Genomic DNA, 18,716 nt, shown 5'->3' with positions numbered 1-18,716 from the left:
CGAGCGAACAGGAAGGCATGGATACCAAGCCGATCGATCGCCGCTCCGCCCTGGGTCTCGCCGGCACCGCCGCCGCCGGCGCGCTGGCATGGCGGCTCTTCTCGCACGGCGGAGCAGCCGCGGTCGCCGCGACGCCCGCCCCCTTTAAGCTCAGCGACGCGGAGTGGAGGAAGCGCCTCAGTCCGCAGGCCTATAACGTGCTGCGCCAGGCGGCGACGGAGTTCCCCTTCACCAGCCCGCTCAACAACGAGCATCGCAAGGGCATCTTCGTCTGCGCCGGCTGCGCGCTGCCGCTCTTCGCCTCGCGCACCAAGTTCGACAGCGGCACCGGCTGGCCGAGCTTCTGGGATCACCTCCCTCACGCGATCGGCGAGCGTACCGATCCGTCGCTGGGCGAAGACCGCACCGAGGTGCATTGCGCGCGCTGCGCCGGCCATCTCGGTCACGTCTTCAACGACGGACCGCAGCCGACCGGCCTGCGCTATTGCATGAACGGCGTGGCGATGGGATTCCGGGTGGCATGAATCCCCGCCGGGGGTAGGATTTGCCCTAAGCAGCCATCCGCATCGCGGCGAGCATCTCCAGCCAGTTGCCGGAGCTCATCGTGCGGCGATATTCGGCCTGCATCTCGGCGGTCAGCACTTCGATCATCACCGCACCTTCGACCCACAATTCGATCACGCCGAACATGCCCCCGCGCTTGCGGTATTTGGCGGGCCAGCCCTCGCGCACCGCGATGCGCATCACATCGGCATGATCGAGCACCGTCGCCATCGCGATGTGCGTGGAGGTGAGGCCGATGCTGGGCAGCCGGATGCCGACCGCATCCGCATCGCCATCCACCTCGCGTAGCACGACGCCTTCCGGATAGACCTCGATCGCCGATCCGCGATCGTCATCGGCGAAGACGATCCAGCCGTCTTCGGAAACGGGCGGAAACGGCGCGGCGGTGCCGCCCCACAGCTCGGCCAGCACACCGGCGACATGGCGCGGCGCGGCCGCGGCGATGGACACGTGAAAGATCATCGTCGACTCCCTGCTCCCGCCCGGTCGGGCGGCCTTGGGAGAGACAGGATCACCCCGCGCGATATTCCCGAAGCGCGAAGGGACAGGCACCGCGACTGCTGCGATCAATCCGCCGCCCGTGCGACGAAAATGCCGTATTATGCGAGCAACGCACCGTCGGGCCGCATAGCCCATCCGCTCCGCCCAGGGCCGCGGGATCGACAGCACCGGCTCCAGATGCGCGCGATACCGCTCCCACCGGCCTCGCGCGCGGGTGCAGAGCCGCTCGGCCACCTGCGCGTAGCTGGGCGTCGCGATGTAGGAGCGCGCCTTCATTGATGGCGGCCGAAATCTCACCGCGACGGGCAAATTCCATCGCCACGACTGTTCCTGGCGGCGCCTTATTAGAGCAACACACCGCCGGGAACAGGCGTTTTAGGAGGAGCCAAAAGACGAGAAATTACCCAGGATTGAAACCCGGCCGAAACCGGACCCGCGCCCGATCAGTGCACGAAGCGCGCCACCACGTCCTTGTAGCTGCGGCTCACCTTCACCTGCGCGCCGCTCTCCAGCACCAGGAAGCATTCCCCGTTGGTGTGCGGCTTGACCTGCCGCACCAGATCGAGATTCACGATGGTCGAACGGTGCACGCGCTGGAAGCGGCGCGGATCGAGGCGCTTTTCCAGGAATTTCATCGTCTCGCGCAGGATCAGCGTGTTGTCGCCGGTATAGATGCACATGTAATCGCCCGCCGCGTCGATGCGCTCGATCGAATCGACGTCGACGCGGAAGATCTGGCCGCGATCCTTGATGTTGATCAGCTTCTCGTAGCGGCTGGCGGACGGGCCGTCGTCCACGACGCCCTCCTCCATCGCCTCGGCGGCTTCCGGCGCATGCTCGGCCAGCGCTTCCTTGAGGCGGCCAGCCTCCTCCACGCCCTTGCGCTCGGTCAGGCGCTGGCGGACGCGATCGAGCGTGTCGGCGAGGCGGTCCTCCTCCACCGGCTTCATCAGATAATCCATCGCCTGCGCCTCGAAGGCGCGGATCGCGTGATCGGAATAGGCCGTCACGAACACGAACAGGGGAGGCTCCACCTCCATCAGCCCCTGGATCACCGAGAATCCGTCGAAGCCCGGCATCTGGATGTCGAGGAAGACGAGGTCCGGCTTGTGGGTCTTGATCGAACGGATCGCCTCGCGCCCGTTCAGGCAGGTATCGATGATCTCCACATCATCGTGGCGCTGCAGCCTCAGTTGCAGGCCCTGGATCGCCAGCGGCTCGTCGTCCACCAGGATCGTTCGTATCGTCATGCCAACTCCTTGGGTTCCGTCTCGAATGGAACCTCTATCGTCACAGCAAAGCCACCATTCACACCGGGCTGGGCCTGGAAACTCTGGCGCGGGCCGTAAGCCTGCACCAACCTGTCACGGATGTTCGCGAGGCCCACACCCGTGGACGATGTGTCCCTCGGCTGCACCTCGTTCAAGCCCGGCCCGGTATCCGTCACGCCGATCTGCACGCGATCCCCGATCAATCGAGCGGTAACCGCGATATCGGCGCCTTGTTCCTGGGGCGTAACGGCATATTTGATCGCATTCTCGACCAAAGGCTGCAGCAGCAGCGACGGCAGGCGGACGCCGGCCACCGCCGGCTCGATATCGAAATGCGGCCGCAGGCGGTCCTCGAACCGCATCTTCTCGATCTCGAGATAGAGCTTCAGCGTCTCCACCTCCTGCTCCAGCGTCACCTGCGCGGTCGGCTCGTTGATCAGAGTATAGCGCAGAAAGCCCGAGAGGCGAGAGAGCATGAAATTGGCGCGCTCGGTCTGCTTGAGCAGAACCAGCGTCGAAATCGAGTTCAGCGTATTGAACAGGAAATGCGGGTTGAGCTGGTAGCGCAGCATCGCCAGCTGCGCGGCCGACGCCTGCCCCTCCAGCCGCTGGAGCTGATCCGTCTGCTGCTCCAGCTTCAGGAAGAAGTTGATCGCATAATAGAGCGCCGACCACGCCCCGAGCACCGCGAAATCGAGCAGGATGGCACCGAGGAACTGCGCGCCCTCGGGCCGGGTGCCGGGGCGATAGAAGGTCGCGTGCGCCCACACCTCGATGGTGGAGAAGGCGGCCGATGCCATTACCAGCAGCGCGATCGAGACGGTCCACGTCCAGAACGGCTTGGCTGTCATCAGCTTGCGGAAGAAGGCGCCCATCAGCAGCGTGAGCGAATAGCCGGTCGCCGTCGCCAGCGCGGTCGGCACGATGAACAGCAGGCCCATGTTGTTGGCCACGCCGCCCAGCGACCGGAGCAGGAAATAGCCGAGCCAGCCGGCCGACTGGAGCAACCAGAAGGCCCTGTTCTTGTCGTCGAAGAAGGGCCGCGGTGGACGGCTCGGTCTCGCCATGGGCACGTTCCTAGCGGGATTGGGCGCCGGGGTGAAGCCGGCAGAGCCCTCTCCCGCTTTTCGAGGGAGAGTGTTGGGTAAGGGCTGCGCGGCGGGTCCTCTCCCTCTCCCACAGGCGGGAGAGGGCCTCCACTCGCCGCACTTCGCATCTGCGACGGCGCCATGCTTAACGCTTTCTTTACCGCCTAAAGTCTCAGTCTTTTCACCGGGCTGTCCATAAAGTGCAGGCTGTGAAAGGATTGCATGCCGCAGATCATGTCGACCCTGATGGCGTTCACGGCGCTCCCCCTCGCCATCGCGGCGACGGGGGTGTTGGCGGTCGCCGCGATCCTGCTCTACGTCTATAACAGCCGCACGCTGATCGGCCTGAAGCGCGACGCGCGCACCGTGCTGAGCGGGTTGACCGACGGTGTCGTGCTGCTCTCCGAAAAGCCGGACCGGGCCTATTGCAACCCGGCCGCCGCGACGATGCTCGGCCTCGATCCCGAACCGGATATGCCGGCCGGCTATCACCGCGTCAGCCGATCCCGCCTGCTCGGCGAAGTCTGCGCCGCCGCCGCAGCGACCCGGCGCGGCGACACCCTGCCGGCGATGGAGCTGGTCGACGCAACCGGCCGGTTCCGATCGTGGCGCCAGTCGCTGATCCACGCGCAGGTCGCCGGCATGAGCGTGACCGGCGTGGTGCTGCAGGATCGCACCGAGGTCCACACCCTCTCGCACCTGCTGGAGGAGAGCCGTCGCCGCGATCCGCTCACCGGCCTCGCCACGCCCGAGCTGCTGCACGATCGCACCGGTCAGGCGCTGGAGACCGCCGCGCGCACGATGATGGCGGTGGCGATGGTCGTCGTCGAGGTCGACCAGTTCGAGGAAATCTTCGAAGAGCGCGGCTGGGCGCCCGCTTCCGAGCTGCTGATCGAGGCGGCGATGCACGTCTCCGCCTCCGTCCGCGCGATGGACCTGATCGCCCGCGTCGGCCAGAACCGCTTCGCCGTCGTCGTCACGCTGGGCGACGCCGCCAGCCTGCCGGGCGCGGCCGAGCGCTTCCTCAATTCGATGCGCTTCGCCTTCCAGAGCCCGTCGGGCCTGCCCGTCACCATCACCGGATCGATCGGCATCGCGCGCGCCGGTATGGACGGATCGACCTCGCTCCGTCTGCTGGAGCGCGCCACTCAGGCCTGCGCCCGCGCCCGCGCCGACGGCGGTGACCGCTGCCGCTTCTACGATCCGGCATCGGACCTCGATCCCACCCCCTCCGATCAGGGCCTCATCGCCGAGATCCGGGGCGGGCTGGAGCAGGGCCGCTTCAACATGCGCTACCAGCCGATCGTGGCGCTCTCCTCGCGGCAGGTGGTCGGCTACGAGGCGCTGATGCGCTGGCGCCATCCGGTGCGCGGCGAGGTGCCACCGACCGAATTCATCGCGGCGGCCGAGAAATCCGGCCTGATCCATGCGCTCGGCGATTTCGCGCTGATCCAGTCCTGCCTCGATGCCGCGACGTGGCCGCCGGCGCTGCAGGTGTCGGTCAACATGTCGGTGGTGGAGCTGCTGGAAAGCGACGCGCCGCGCAGGATCATGGCCGCGCTCGCCGGTGCCGAGATGGCGCCGCACCGGCTGCGCATCGAGATCACCGAGACCGCGCGCATCCCCGATCTCGGGCGGCTGCGCACCGCGATCGACGAGATCCGCACGCTGGGCGTCACGGTGGCGCTCGACGATTTCGGGACGGGCCATTCCAGCCTCACCCACCTCCAGTCGCTGAGCTTCGACTGCCTGAAGATCGATCACCGCTTCGTGCAGGATCTCGCGACGCCGCGCACCGCCTCGATGATCCGCATGCTCGTCGCCTATGCGCGCCAGATCGGCGTGATGGTGGTGGCCGAAGGCGTCGAGACCGAGGCGCAGGCCACCCAGCTCGCCCAGATGGGTTGCACCCACGCGCAGGGTTGGCTGTTCGGCCGCCCGATGCTGGCGACCGAGCTGCCCGGCTGGCAGCTCGCGAGCTGATACAAGCGACCGGTTGAAGCGATGAGATTGTCGGCTATCGTCGGGCTGCGGCCATGAGCGACGACGAACCTTTCCGGAAAAGAGCGCTGCGATCGGCACTGTGGTGCGCGTCCCTCGCCTGCTGGTTCGCGCCCCTCCTCGTCTATGCCGGATCGTTCCGCGACCAGCCGAACATCCTCTACGGCTTCCTCGCGCTGACCGTCGGCGGCTTGGTCAGCACGCTCGTCCACGAGATCGGCCATGCCGCGACGGCGCTGGCCTGTGGCTGGCGGATCGTCACCTTCGCGGTGCGCCCGTTCGGCTGGCAGGTTCCCAGCCGCAGCTTCGCCTTCGTGCCGCGCCGCTATCGCAAGGGGCTGAGCGGCTGGGTGGCGGCGGTTCCGCGCGCCAGCGACGATCGCGCCAAGATGCACTGGTCCCGGATCATCGCCGCCGGCCCGATGGCCAGCCTGATCCTCGCGGCGGCGTCCTTCGCCGCCATGCTGCTGTTGCCCGGCCCGTCGGATTCCGCCTTCATCGATCCCAAGGGCCTCGCTTTGGGATTCATGCTGCAATCGCTCTATACGTGCGTGTTCACGATCCTGCCCGCGGTGCGGCCCGGCGGGATGTCGGACGGCACGCAATGGCGGGCGCTGCGCAAGGCGGACGAGCGCTACAGCCGCGACAAGGCGATCGTCTGGATGAACACGCTGCTGGTCAACAAGGTGCGCATCCGCGCCTTGCCGGGCTGGATGGTCGATGAAGCGGAGCAGGCGGCGGAGGCACGGGAGGACATTTCCCCCTATGTCGCGACCGTCCGGGTCGCGCAGGTGCTCGATGCCGAAACCGTCGATGTCGCGCGGGCGCGGCATCTGATCGAGCGGTTCCGCGTGACGCATGCCACGCCCGCGCTCGACGAATGGCTCGCCTCCTGCGACGCCTACGTGGCGGCGGTGTGGGAGAATGACGCCGTACGCGCGAAGGCCAGGCTCGTCGAACGCGGCGGATCCGCCAGCTCGGCGCTCTTCAGGGCGGCGGAGGCGGCCGTCGCGGCGCGGACGGGCGACAAGGCGCTCATGCGATCGAAGCTGAAGGCGATGTGGGCGGCGCTGCGGCTGGAATCGCCGTTCCGGGACGACACCTACCGCACCATCGATCGCCGCATCCGCGCCCTGCTCGCCTAGCAGCGACCCCGCGCGCACCGCGCTTTTTCGCGCATCTTCCACGAAAGTCTAATCGCGGGCGCTAACCATTCCGCCGCGCCAGCGGCGCGTCATGCGCCCGCCAAGCGGAAGGCCCGAACCTCGCCCGACGTCCCAACGTCCTGATTCTGCTTACTTTCGGTTATGCGCCCCACCCCGCCGGACACAGGGTAACGACCGCAACCGCCGAACCTTTAGGCCCGCCCGGCAGCGTTAACCACGTAATAACCATCTCCCTTTAGACCTGAACGGGATCGGAGATTTCGATCGGTACTGGAGACACACGATGACCGTAATCAACACCAACTCGGCGGCCATGCGCGCCCAGAACGGGACGCGGCTCGCCAACATGGAGCTGCAGACCGCGATGGCGCGTCTGTCCTCCGGCAAGCGCATCAACAACGCCTCGGACGACGCCGCCGGCCTCGCCATCTCGAACTCGATGACGTCGCAGATCAACGGCATGAACCAGGCGATCAGCAACGCCAATGACGGCATCTCGATGGCCCAGACCGCCGACGGCGCGCTGGACGAGGTGACGAGCATGCTCCAGCGCATCCGCGAGCTGGCCGTGCAGTCCGCCTCGGGCACCTACAGCGATGACGACCGCACCAACATGCAGGCGGAAGTCGGCCTGCTGACCCAGCAGATCACCAGCTCGCTCACCGGCACCACCTTCAACGGCGTGAACCTGTTCGACGGTTCGGCCGGCGGCGGCACCGGCACCGTCTCGATCCAGGTCGGTTCGGATGCCGGCAACACGATCGGACTCGATTTCTCGCAGATCGCCGACACCACGGCCGCCACCTCGGTCGCCACGGTCGCCGATGCCAACGACGCGATGACCTCGGTCGACGCGCAGCTCAAGGTGGTCGATACCGCCCGCGCCAAGCTCGGCGCCGCGGAAAGCCGCATGAACTCGGTGGTGAACTCGCTCACCGCCAACGTCACCAACCTGACGGACGCCAAGTCGCGCATCTCGGATGCCGACTTCTCGGTCGAGACCACCAACCTCGCCAAGGCGCAGATCCTGAGCCAGGCGGCCACCGCCATGCTGGCCCAGGCCAACCAGACGCCGCAGGGCGTCATGAAACTGCTGGGCAACTAAGAGCTTAGCTCCCAGCAGATCGTAGCAGTACCGATCGGCCGGCGCGGACCCTTCGTGGCGTCCCGCCGGCTATCCGGCTTTTGAAGGCAACTCCAACCCTCCCCGCTCGTTGGCGCAGACGTGACGAACCGGGAGAGACGAATGAAGACCCTGCCCGTGCTGGCCGCCGCCGCGATGCTGAGCCTCGCCGCCTGCAGCCCGAAGACCAACGACGCCGCCGCCGATACCGCGAACTCCGCGATGAACGACGCCGCCGCCGACACCAACGCCACGATGAGCGCGACCGACAACGCCGCCGATGCCGCCCAGCCGGGCCTGAGCCAGGCCGGCAACGCGATCGACAACGCCGCCGACGCCACCGGCAACGCGATGACCGCCGCCGCCAACAGTGTCGACAACGCCACACACTGAGGCACAATTATCCTATTCGGTTAATTTCGCTGTCCTACAGCCGCGCCCGTGCGATAAATGGGCGGGATGGCCCACACTCCCCATGATCCGGCCGTCACCCTGAACGGCCAGCCCCGCAAGCGTGCGCCCCGCGCGTGCCGTCCCGTCGCCGTCACGCCCGCCATGCTGGAGGGCGCGCCGGATTTCGCGCCCGCCCCGCGCGGCGCCACCCGTTACGATGGCTGGACGCCCGAGCGGCAGCGCGCCTTCGTCAAGGCGCTGGCCGAGACCGGCTGCGTCACCCGCGCCTGCGCATGGGTCGGCATGAGCACGGTGGGCGCCTACCTGCTGCGCAAGGGCGCGGGCGCCGAGGCCTTCGCCGCCGCGTGGGACGATGCGCTGGCGATCGGCACCGAACGCCTCGCCGACATCGCCTACGAGCGCGCGGTCTACGGCGTGCCCGTGCCCGTCTTCCACAAGGGCGAGCAGGTCGGCGAGAAGCGCTGGTACAATGACCGCCTGCTGATGTGGGTGATGCGCCACGCCGATCGCGCGCGCTACGACGACGCCCCCAAGGGCAACCGCGTGCCCCCGCATGTCCGCAAGGCGCTGCGCGAGGAATGGGAGCGGGAAGCGCGCGAAAAGGACGCCGGGACGCGCGAAACGCTCTCCGACATGCTGGAGCAGATGCACCAGCGCCTGCGGGCCGCCGGCGACCTCAGGCATCTGTACCCGGACGACGTGCTGCGCGCGAACGGGACGTGGGGGCCGGCGGAGGAGTGAGCGTGCGATGACGGCCATGCTTGCCGGCAATCCGCACCGATGTTAGAACCATCGTATGAACGCCAGCCTCAAGGTCACGAAGATCGGCAACAGCGCGGGCGTGGTGCTGCCGAAGGAGCTGCTCGCCCATCTCGACGTCGCGATCGGGCAGACCGTGTCGGTGACGCGGACGCCGCACGGCATCGAGCTGCGCGGGCCGTCGGCGGATTTCGACGCGCAGATGGCCGCCGCGCGCGAAGTGATGGCGCGCCGCAAGCGCGCGCTGCGCGAACTCGCCAAGTAGGGCGGCGAGCGGCCATGGCCCGCGACTGGGTGTGGATCGACGCCGAGACCGCGCGCGCCATCCATGCCGAGCAGATCGCGGAGCATGGCGGCCCCGCCGGCGTGCGCGACGCCGCCGGCCTCGACGGCGCCATGGCCCGCGCCCGCAACCTTGCCGCTTATGGGGAACCGGACGCCGCCGCGCTGGCCGCCGCTTATGCCTATGGGATCGCCCGCGACCATCCCTTCGTCGACGGCAACAAGCGCACGGCGGCTGTGGTCTCCGAAACCTTCCTAATGTTGAACGGGTGCGCGCTGGGTGCCAGCGACGCGGAACTGGTGGTGGCGTTCCAGGCGCTCGCGGCGGGGGAGATGAGCGAGGCGGAGTTGGGGGATTGGTTTAGGGCGGTGGCAATTCTCGGTTAATCTGCCCAATCTCGGTAGCTGTCTGCCATGGATCAACCGAATGGCCGCCGATTTCTGTCGACACGTATTTGGGCGAGCAGGATCATAACGGGATCACAACGGCAAAAATGATAATCAATGCCGCGCAGGGCCTAGCCTCTGCAAAGATCGATGCTATCAATCGCCTATGCTTCGATCTCTCACACTTTCAAATTTTCGCGGATTTGTAGATCACCGGGTTGATTTCGAAAAGGAAACTATCCTTATAGGCCGGAACAATGCGGGTAAAACAACCGTCGTTGAAGCCTTGCGAGTTTTGTCCGTGTGCCAAGCTCGAGTTCAAAGTACGAGCTTCATCCCGCGCCCATCATGGCTAGAGGGACACTGCGAAGGCGCTGGATTCCGCCTCTCATTCGAGACAATCGATTTCGATTTTAACAATGTTCAACACGGTTATGACAAGACCACGCCCGCCTACATAAAAGCAAAGCTTAGCAACAATAACGAGATCCATATTTATATAGGCAAGGATAGTTCTGAAACATTTTGCCAAGTCAGAAAAGGCCAGCGGCACGTTGTGCATGATAGGTCTGAAATTAGCACAAAAACATTTGGTATCACCAAAGTTATGCCCCCAGTTGGGTCCCTTTTGCCACATGAAAAAATTATAGCCAAACAACGTGTCAATCGATATTTAGATGGATATCTAGCATACAGACACCTTAGAAATCAACTTTGGGAGAGACCTGCAGAATATCGAAAATTCAAGGATCTTTTAGCGGAAACTTGGCCGGGCCTGATCATTCAACACTTTGAAAATGATCATGGCGACGAGAGAAATGAATATTCTCTATTAATTAGAGAAGGTCGCTTTACATCGGAAATCTCATGGCATGGGCATGGATTACAAGCCTGGATTCAGACTATCTGGTTTTTGTCGAGGGTAGATAAGGCATCAACCATCGTTTTGGACGAACCAGATGTTTATCTGCATGCCGATCTTCAACGAAAGCTGATAAAGGTCATTGAAGGATTTGATTTTAATCAATCAATAATTGCCACTCACTCTCCAGAAATCATCTCTGATGTACCTTTCCAGAATGTAATAGTTGTCCAAAAGAGAGAAAAAATATCTCGACCCGCCTCAAAAGCATCAGAGATACAGCAATCCCTAAGGCAAATGGGGAGCATACATTCGATACAACTTTCAAAGCTTGCAGATAAAGGTCTCGTTCTATTTGTTGAGGGAGATGACAAATCTTATCTAACTGACGTCGCCTTCAAAATGGGTGCGCAGATGTTTGATCGATTTTCTGACATTGCGATTCAAGAGACTAAGGGTAAAGGCAACTGGCAGCAGGCACTAGGCGCCGCTGATGCGCTACGGAAAATATCCAATGGGGATATCCAAGCAGCTCTTTTGCTCGATGGTGACTATATGCTGGCGGAAGAGCGCGCCGCATTTTATGAAAAGGCCGCAGCTGCTTCCCTTGATTTGACAATATGGGAACGCAAGGAGATCGAAAATTATTTCATAAATCCGACTGTTATAGCGCGATTAATATCGCAAAATGCAAGCGACGATTTGGAAGTCGATCGTTTGGATATTGCTTCGTTAATAGAGGAAACTGAGAAGGAGCTTCAACAGGATCTTACTCTTTCATATTCCGATGTTATGCAGAAGTTTTACGGCAAAAGATATGAGCCGAAGACTTGCTTCAAAATGGCAAAAGACCACATTGATGCAAAAATTTCATCCGGGCAAAATCTGAGCGATATGATAGATGGAAAGGAAATAATTTCATCGCTTTCTCGAAAATCAAAGTCGCTATATGGCGTCAGCTTTAATGCCTTGTCTGTATGTAAAGAAACTCGACTTTCCGAATTTCCGAACGAATTAACAAATTTTATTGGGAAGATATGCGCAAAAAAATTTCGATGAAACCGAGAGACACTACTCCTCGCCCATTCTGAGAGCAGCGATGAAAGCCTCCTGCGGGATCTGCACGGAACCATATTCCCGCATCCGCTTCTTGCCCTCCTTCTGCTTGTCGAGCAGCTTCCTCTTGCGCGTCGCGTCGCCGCCATAGCATTTCGCAGTCACGTCCTTGCGCATCGCCGCGATCGTCTCGCGGGCGATCACCTTGCCGCCGATCGCCGCCTGGATCGGGATCTTGAACAGGTGGCGCGGGATCAGGTCCTTCAGCCGCTCGCACATGCCGCGCCCGCGCGCCTCCGCCGTGCCGCGGTGGACGATCATGCTGAGCGCATCTACGGCCTCGTTGTTCACCAGGATCGACATCTTCACGAGATCGCCCTCGCGCGTCTCGATCTGGTGATAGTCGAAGCTCGCATAGCCGCGCGAGATCGATTTCAGCCGGTCGTAGAAGTCGAACACCACCTCGTTCAGCGGCAGCTCGTAGCGCAGCTGCGCGCGGCCGCCGACATAGGTCAGGTCCTTCTGGATGCCGCGCCGATCCTGGCAGAGCTTCAGGATCGAGCCGAGATATTCGTCGGGCACGTAGATGGTCGCGTCGATCCACGGCTCCTCGATGCTCTCGATCCGGTTGGGATCGGGCATGTCGGCCGGGTTGTGCAGCTCGATTGTGGTGGCGGGCTCGGTCTTCGAATGCGTCAGGTGGATCCTGTAGACCACGCTCGGCGCGGTGGTGATCAGGTCGAGGTCATATTCGCGGCTGAGCCGCTCCTGGATGATCTCGAGGTGGAGCAGCCCCAGGAAGCCGCAGCGGAAGCCGAAGCCGAGCGCCGCCGACGTCTCCATCTCGAAGCTGAACGAGGCGTCGTTGAGGCGCAGCTTGGAGATTGACTCGCGCAGTTTCTCGAAATCGTTGGCGTCCACCGGGAACAGGCCGCAGAACACGACGGGCTGCACTTCCTTGAAGCCGGGCAACGCCTCGGCCGCCGGGCGCTTGGCGTCGGTGATGGTGTCGCCGACGCGGGTCTGCGCCACCTCCTTGATCTGCGCGGTGATGAAGCCGATCTCGCCGGGGCCGAGGTCCGCCAGCTGCTCGATCTTGGGGCGGAAGCAGCCGACGCGATCGACCAGGTGGACCGATCCCTCCTGCATGAACTTGATCTGCTGGCCCTTCTTGATCGAGCCGTCGATCACGCGGATCAGGATGACGACGCCGAGATAGGGGTCGTACCAGCTGTCGACCAGCATGGCCTTGAGGGGGGCGTTCACGTCGCCCTTGGGGGCCGGGATGCGCGCGACGATCGCGTCGAGGATCTCGTCGATGCCGATGCCGGATTTGGCCGACGCGAGCACGGCGTCGTCGGCGGGCAGGCCGATGATATCCTCGATCTCGGCCTTCACCTTGTCGGGCTCGGCGGCGGGCAGGTCGATCTTGTTGATGACGGGGACGATCTCGTGGTCGTGCTCGATCGACTGGTAGACGTTGGCGAGCGTCTGCGCCTCGACGCCCTGCGCGGCATCGACGACGAGCAGCGCGCCCTCGCAGGCGGCGAGGCTGCGGCTGACCTCGTAGGCGAAGTCGACATGGCCGGGCGTGTCCATCAGATTGAGGACGTGGCCCTTGTAATCGAGGCGCACGGTCTGCGCCTTGATGGTGATCCCGCGCTCCTTCTCGATGTCCATGTTATCAAGGACTTGGGCGGTCATCTCGCGCTCGGAGAGCCCGCCCGTGCGCTGGATGAGCCTGTCGGCCAGGGTCGACTTGCCATGGTCGATGTGCGCGATGATCGAGAAGTTGCGGATGCGGTCGAGCGGAGTCATGCCGCCCCCTAGCATTGCCGGAGCGCCTTGCCAAAGCCGCTCGATACGCCCAGCATCATGGGCAAAACATGTCGAGGAGAGAGCGGGATGCGCCACATCGCGGTGATCGGTTCCGGCCCGGCGGGCTTCTACACGGCGGAGGCCGCGCTCAAGACCTTCGGAAGCGAGGTGCGCGTCGACCTGATCGATCGCCTCCCCGTCCCCTACGGCCTGATCCGCTCCGGCGTGGCGCCCGACCACCAGTCGATCAAGGCGGTGACGCGGCGATACGAGAATACCGCCAGTGACGAGCAGGTGCGCTTCTTCGGCAACGTCACCGTCGGTCAGGACGTGACGGTGGAGGAACTGCGCGGCCTCTACGACGCCGTTGTCACCTGCACCGGCGCGCCCGCCGACAAGCGGCTCGGAGTGCCGGGGGACGATCTGCCCGGCGTGATCGGATCGGCGGCGTTCGTCGGCTGGTACAACGGCCACCCCGATTTCGCCGGCCTCTACCCGCCGCTCGACGGCGAGACCGTGGCGGTGATCGGCAACGGCAATGTCGCGCTGGACGTCGCGCGCATCCTCGCCAAGACTCCGGAGGAGTTCGCAGGATCGGACATTGTCGGCCACGCGCTGGAGGCGCTGCGGCTCTCGAAAGTTCGCCGCATCATCGTCTGCGGGCGGCGCGGCCCGCACCAGATCGCGATGACACCCAAGGAGCTGGGCGAACTCGGCCACCTCGCCCGCGCCGCGCCGCTGGTCGATCCCGCCGCTTTCCCGCCGATCGAGGGTGACGACATGCTCGATCCCGGCCAGCGAAAGTCCGTGACGCTGCTGCGCGGCTTCGCGGCGGCCGGCGGGAGCGACAAGCCCGTCATCATCGACTTCCGCTTCTTCTCGTCGCCCGTCGCGATCCTCGGCACCGACCGCGTCGAAGGCATCCGCCTCGAACATACTGCCCTCGATGCGGACGGCCACGCGCACGGCGACGGCCACACCGTCGATATTTCCTGCTCGATGGTGGTGAGTTGCATCGGCTATCGCAGCATCACGATCGAAGGCCTGCCCTATGACGAGAAGGCCGGACGTTTCGCCAACGAGGAGGGGCGGATCGGCGGCATCGGATCGGGCCTCTACTGCGCCGGCTGGGCGCGGCGCGGGCCGACCGGCACGATCGGGACCAATCGTCCGGACGGCTTCCAGATCGTCGAGGAGATGGCGAAGGACCTGCCGGATGCGCAGGGCAAGCAAGGCGGCGACGGACTCGCCCGCCTGCTGGGCGAGCGTGCGGTGAACGCTGTCAGCTTCGACGACTGGCGCCGAATCGAGGAGGCCGAAAACCTCCAGGCTCGCGACGGCTCCCCGCGCGAGAAATTCGTCGATCTGGCCGAGATGATCGCCGCCGCACAGCCCGCCTGAAAGGATTTCGCATCGCGCAAAAGAGTCGCTTGCGGACCCGGAAACACCCCCCTATAGGGGCGCCTCGCTTGGCTCCGCCGGTCGGCTCCCGAGCTTGTAAAACGACCGGTGCTCCGTCGGGGAGTAGCTCAGCCTGGTAGAGCACTGTCTTCGGGAGGCAGGGGCCGGAGGTTCGAATCCTCTCTCCCCGACCATCACCACGCCATTGGTCTAGAAACGTCGGAAAATCGGCCTTTCTGACCAAGGCGGGTAAATGGTTGCGGACAAGAATCGCACAATTGTGCTCTTGAATGTGCTGCCCGCTGTGCTCGCGGGAGCCAGACCATGTCCATCTACCGGCGCGGTGCCATCTACTGGTGGCGGCGAAATTCGCCCCTGCGGCGGCCGACTTTTCCTCCTATAACCATCCGCCTGTCTCTGCAGACCGCGTCGGTCGCCGAGGCGAAGGCTCGCGCAGCAGCGCTGGAGCTGAGTTGGGATATGGTGGAAGCGACTGTCGGCACGACCCTGCGTCCGGACCTCACGCTCGAGGATCTGCGCCGCATCTATCACCTCGCCTTCAATACCGAGCTTGGCCGTATCATCGTGCGCCAGGCCGCGACCCCAATGCTCGAGCAAGAGCATGCCGAGGCCAACCGCACCTATGCCCATCTCTTTACCAAGCTCGCTTGGTGCGCCGAACCGCCGCATCCCGATGCCGATACGGTACAGGCGCTGATGGATGAAGGATTTTCGGCCGAGGATGCTCAGAAGCTTCACGACGTCATCGGCCGCCATCGCGTTTTCCTGCCGATCACGCCTAATCAGATCAGTGCCTACCTCGTCGAAGCGGGCGTCTACGCCAATGACATGAACAGAAAGGCCGTCGGCCGCATCGTCGCGAGCGCCTATCGCAATGCATGCCTGGAAAGCTCCGAGCGTCTAGGCCGACCATTGCCGGCGGGAACGGTGCGACCGCTCCCCGGCAACCTGATGGGTCTGCTCGGAATCGATCCACCTCATCACGATGCGGTAGTCGGACCTGCTTCGGGATCCCCGACGCTGCCGCCAATCGTATCTGAGAGCATTGGAAGCGGCCAACCTCATGCGATGGCCGACGGCGAGAGCACAACGATGATGGCGGAAATGGCCATCGCTGCCCGGATCAAGGCCCGCATCTGGGATAAGGAGCGCGTCCGAGATGTCGATGCTGCGGTGAAGCTTTTCGTTGCCGCCAATGGTGACATCGCCTTCGCTTCCTGGGAGCAGCGTCATCTTGCCGCAACCGTCGCGCTCTTTTCCCGCCTGCCGGTACGATACGGCTTTGCGCGGAAGGATCCGGGAACCGGTGAAAAGGGGCAGGAGAGCGTGCAGGAGGCGTTGATGCGCGGCGACACGCTCCTCGAGCAGTGGGATGAGGATCCGATCGCTGCTGAGGAAGCGGGCCTGCCACGCGTCGGCTTGGGGCATATTACCCGCAAAAAGCACCTGACTTGGCTGGGAGCGCTCGTGACCTTTGCTACGGAGGTAGGACTGGCGTGTCCGGCTCCCTTGAACTTCGCCATCCTTCGCCGAGGCAAAGAGAGCAAGCGTGGCGATGGCGGCATGGTCAAGAAGAACGCTGCGCTCGTCGCCTGGGACGCAAGCGATCTTCGCCACCTTTTGACGGCGCCGATCTGGACGGGGTGCGCCGGACTTTGGCGGAGGTTCGAGCCTGGGGAAATAGTCTTCCACGATGCGTGGTACTGGGCGCCGCTTATCATTGTTCTGCACGGATGTCGGTCGGACGAGGGGTGCGGGCTGAAACTTGACGATGTCTTCGATCAAGCCCCTGTTCCCTATTTCCATTTCCGTCCGAATGCATTCCGGCGGCTCAAGACGGCGGCTTCCGTTCGGCGCGTGCCGATCAATGCGCGCCTGATCGAGCTAGGCTTTCTCGATTACGTGCGAGCGATGCGGCTGCTCGGGCATCGAGCACTTTTTCCCGAGCTCCACAGCGAGAAAATGGGATTTGATCATAACTTCTACGACAAGATATTCGAGCCGCTCCGCGCGTGCATGTTCCCGAGTGGGACCAGCCGCAAAAAGGACCGGAAGGACGTAGACGTGCGGTCGATCCGGTCGCGGTGCATCTCGCACCTACGTGACATCAAAGCACCAAAGGAACTTCGTCAGGCGATCGTGGGACACGAAGTGGGTGACGTCCACTCAGACACTTATGAAGAAGACCCTGATCCGGCCCTGCTCAAGCCATGGGTCGATCGGCTGAGCGAGCTTCTGCCGGAAATGCAGGTATTTCCTCTGAATTTGCGGCCGAGGGAATGGCAGAGGTTCGGCGCCCCGCGGGGGCGGCCACGTGAGGATGAGTCTGACTGACGGTCCCGTCGCCGCACCAATCGGCTTGGCGAGACAGGTCAGTGCCCGGCTGTCCGGGCGTCACGGTCGTGCCGCTCATCCTAGAGCATGGCCTCGGGCGGCGGTGCTCATCACCGCCGCCCTGTTATTCACGCTCCGAACGTAGACGTTCGCGCTGAGATCAGCCCAGCATCCTCGGATCGGAAAACGTGCATGTGTCCGTTAGCCCGGATATCCTGCACAGCTTTCGAGTTCGCGATCCTCGGCAGCCGGATCGATGCGCGACGAAATCCGGCCTGGCGATCGCCAGGCAGCGGCGATCGAACATGCAGCAAGGGGCCTTCAGGCTGGAACGCCAAATATCCCTCGAAGGATTCGTCGTGCGGTACGATCAATGCCCGTCCGTCGTTCGTCGGCGCCCAGAGTCCGCAATTGTAGCAAGCGACCGCCTCACCCTCCTTCCGGATAAAACCGAGGCCGGTCGGCACACCCGCCGCGTCGTCGATGTCGAACGTCAGATAGAGCTGTTCCTCGCCGGTTCGCAGGGTGAGCGCCATCATCATTTGCTGCTCGCCGGCCGTGAGCTGAAAGCCCGCGGCGATATGCGGCTCACCTCCACGGCGGCCGCGTTCGAGCCGTCCGGTTACCATCATCTTTAACGCCGCGGCGTAGCGCAGCATGTTGCGCAACGCCGCTGGATCAGACGCCGAAAGCAGCTGCAGCTCGCGGCGTGCCTGCTTCATTTCCTCGGTCTCGTTCATCATTATTTAACTCCTGGCTGGTTACGGCGAAGCCGCGGGGCCGGGCTCGGCCCAGCTTTTCCCTTCATTCGACTTCCCACTGCCTGTTCAGGGACAAGGAAACCCTGGCGACCGCGTCGCCTCATCTGCGCGGAGCGCGCGGTAGTGCGATGGCGGTCGCTGAGCGGCGGCCCCCTGACGGGCGCACCTATCCATGATCAATCGGTGTCGGAAAGAAGCGGTCCGACCATCGTTTCCCAGGCCCGGCGAAGAGCGTCTTGCTGGCGACGAGACCCCGCCCAGTTGACCATCCGGTCTCCAACCTGGCCCGCTTGTGTCGTCCGGTAGCGTCTCGCCGGGACGATCATGTGCGCATGCGGTTGGACGATCCACTTTCCTTCGTCACCGAGCAGGGCATGGACAGCCCAGGCCACAGGCGCGCCCCGCCGAACGAATTGCTTTTCGACGAAAGTCTCCACGAGGAGCTTCCACGCCCAATCGCTGAGCGACGACGGCAAAGTCGATACGATGTGCCATCCGCGCACGCTCATGTTGTCGTTCATGGTGTCGACCGCGGAATCAACGGCATCCCAAACGGCATAGGGAGACGTCGTCCACACAGGAGCGCTGGCCGGCAGGGAGAGGCCATATGTCCGGAGCTCGGCACGCCGTTCGGCAAATGAAGGCGGCATACGGCCGAAGCGGCGGTCAGTTACCAACCCATCTCGCCATATATAGGCAGTATTCGCGACCAACGTCTTGAACGCCGGCGAGCGCCCCGCACCCTGCCATGCGACCGAAATCGGACGGACGTTGAACAGCCGTAGGCGCTTCATCTTACGAGGCTGAGGGAGGTGAGGCCTGACGAGTCGTGCGCGGCGCTGATGAACCTGTTCGGTAGCCGGCGGAAAGGTAAATGGCGGCGCGGGGACGTGCTTCCTGATCATGG

General features: G+C 63.7%; 17 protein-coding genes and 1 tRNA gene. 12 read left to right on the top strand and 6 right to left on the bottom strand.

Annotated elements, in window-relative coordinates:
* Positions 1–17: 17 nt before the first annotated feature.
* Positions 18–524: a peptide-methionine (R)-S-oxide reductase MsrB gene (gene msrB, locus HZF05_RS03185; protein WP_160365153.1), complete on the top strand. Its 507-nt coding sequence runs from the start codon at positions 18–20 to the stop codon at positions 522–524.
* A gap of 25 nt (positions 525–549) precedes the next feature.
* On the opposite strand, the gene HZF05_RS03180 is transcribed toward msrB, so the two are convergent.
* The 3 genes from HZF05_RS03180 to HZF05_RS03170 all read right to left on the bottom strand — a co-directional run bounded on the left by HZF05_RS03180 (position 550) and on the right by HZF05_RS03170 (position 3,403).
* Positions 550–1,026 (bottom strand): hypothetical protein, encoded by a 477-nt coding sequence (locus HZF05_RS03180; protein WP_160365152.1) that lies wholly within the window; start codon positions 1,024–1,026, stop codon positions 550–552.
* 482 nt (positions 1,027–1,508) lie between these two features.
* A complete protein-coding gene (locus HZF05_RS03175; RefSeq protein WP_160365151.1) occupies positions 1,509–2,315 on the bottom strand; it encodes a LytR/AlgR family response regulator transcription factor in 807 nt (268 codons plus the stop codon).
* Positions 2,312–3,403, bottom strand: coding sequence for a sensor histidine kinase (locus tag HZF05_RS03170; RefSeq protein ID WP_160365150.1), 1,092 nt, complete (start codon positions 3,401–3,403; stop codon positions 2,312–2,314). The genes HZF05_RS03175 and HZF05_RS03170 overlap by 4 nt, the downstream gene beginning before the upstream one ends.
* A gap of 243 nt (positions 3,404–3,646) precedes the next feature.
* Between HZF05_RS03170 and HZF05_RS03165 the strand changes: the two genes are divergently transcribed.
* From HZF05_RS03165 to HZF05_RS03130, 8 genes are all read left to right on the top strand, one after another.
* Positions 3,647–5,407, top strand: a complete 1,761-nt coding sequence (locus HZF05_RS03165) for a putative bifunctional diguanylate cyclase/phosphodiesterase (RefSeq protein WP_160365149.1) — start codon at positions 3,647–3,649, stop codon at positions 5,405–5,407.
* A gap of 53 nt (positions 5,408–5,460) precedes the next feature.
* The gene (locus HZF05_RS03160; RefSeq protein ID WP_160365148.1) at positions 5,461–6,570 is read left to right on the top strand and encodes a M50 family metallopeptidase; all 1,110 of its coding nucleotides are present in this window, start codon (positions 5,461–5,463) and stop codon (positions 6,568–6,570) included.
* Between the two features lie 304 nt (positions 6,571–6,874).
* A complete protein-coding gene (locus tag HZF05_RS03155; protein WP_160365147.1) occupies positions 6,875–7,696 on the top strand; it encodes a flagellin N-terminal helical domain-containing protein in 822 nt (273 codons plus the stop codon).
* A gap of 141 nt (positions 7,697–7,837) precedes the next feature.
* The gene (locus tag HZF05_RS03150) at positions 7,838–8,107 is read left to right on the top strand and encodes an entericidin EcnAB (RefSeq protein WP_160365146.1); all 270 of its coding nucleotides are present in this window, start codon (positions 7,838–7,840) and stop codon (positions 8,105–8,107) included.
* A 66-nt stretch (positions 8,108–8,173) separates the two neighbouring features.
* On the top strand, positions 8,174–8,869 hold the full coding sequence (locus HZF05_RS03145) for a hypothetical protein (RefSeq protein ID WP_160365145.1): 696 nt from the start codon (positions 8,174–8,176) through the stop codon (positions 8,867–8,869).
* 55 nt (positions 8,870–8,924) lie between these two features.
* Entirely contained in the window at positions 8,925–9,152 is a 228-nt protein-coding gene (locus HZF05_RS03140) for an AbrB/MazE/SpoVT family DNA-binding domain-containing protein (protein ID WP_160365144.1), read from the top strand.
* Positions 9,153–9,166: 14 nt separating this feature from the next.
* Complete coding sequence (locus HZF05_RS03135; protein WP_160365143.1) at positions 9,167–9,556, top strand: type II toxin-antitoxin system death-on-curing family toxin; 390 nt, start codon at positions 9,167–9,169, stop codon at positions 9,554–9,556.
* Positions 9,557–9,722: 166 nt separating this feature from the next.
* Positions 9,723–11,477 (top strand): ATP-dependent nuclease, encoded by a 1,755-nt coding sequence (locus HZF05_RS03130; protein ID WP_160365142.1) that lies wholly within the window; start codon positions 9,723–9,725, stop codon positions 11,475–11,477.
* 12 nt (positions 11,478–11,489) lie between these two features.
* On the opposite strand, the gene lepA is transcribed toward HZF05_RS03130, so the two are convergent.
* A complete protein-coding gene (gene lepA, locus HZF05_RS03125) occupies positions 11,490–13,292 on the bottom strand; it encodes a translation elongation factor 4 (protein WP_160365141.1) in 1,803 nt (600 codons plus the stop codon).
* Positions 13,293–13,379: 87 nt separating this feature from the next.
* Here lepA and HZF05_RS03120 point away from each other — a divergent pair, with 87 nt between their 5' ends.
* From HZF05_RS03120 to HZF05_RS03110, 3 genes are all read left to right on the top strand, one after another.
* Entirely contained in the window at positions 13,380–14,693 is a 1,314-nt protein-coding gene (locus HZF05_RS03120) for an FAD-dependent oxidoreductase (protein WP_160365140.1), read from the top strand.
* 117 nt (positions 14,694–14,810) lie between these two features.
* Positions 14,811–14,887: transfer RNA gene (locus HZF05_RS03115), tRNA-Pro, on the top strand.
* A 130-nt stretch (positions 14,888–15,017) separates the two neighbouring features.
* Positions 15,018–17,048 carry a site-specific integrase gene (locus HZF05_RS03110; protein ID WP_160365139.1) on the top strand — a complete coding sequence of 677 codons (2,031 nt, stop codon included), beginning with the start codon at positions 15,018–15,020 and terminating at the stop codon, positions 17,046–17,048.
* Positions 17,049–17,176: 128 nt separating this feature from the next.
* Here HZF05_RS03110 and HZF05_RS03105 read toward each other — a convergent pair whose 3' ends face one another.
* Complete coding sequence (locus tag HZF05_RS03105; protein ID WP_160365138.1) at positions 17,177–17,791, bottom strand: hypothetical protein; 615 nt, start codon at positions 17,789–17,791, stop codon at positions 17,177–17,179.
* Positions 17,792–17,985: 194 nt separating this feature from the next.
* Positions 17,986–18,714 (bottom strand): MobA/MobL family protein, encoded by a 729-nt coding sequence (locus HZF05_RS03100; protein ID WP_160365137.1) that lies wholly within the window; start codon positions 18,712–18,714, stop codon positions 17,986–17,988.
* Positions 18,715–18,716 lie beyond the last annotated feature (2 nt).

It is taken from the genome of Sphingomonas chungangi, from assembly GCF_013778325.1.
GTDB lineage: Bacteria > Pseudomonadota > Alphaproteobacteria > Sphingomonadales > Sphingomonadaceae > Solisphingomonas > Solisphingomonas chungangi.
The sequence above is the reverse complement of the archived record's forward strand: the minus strand, read 5'-3'. Positions and strand labels throughout refer to the sequence as shown.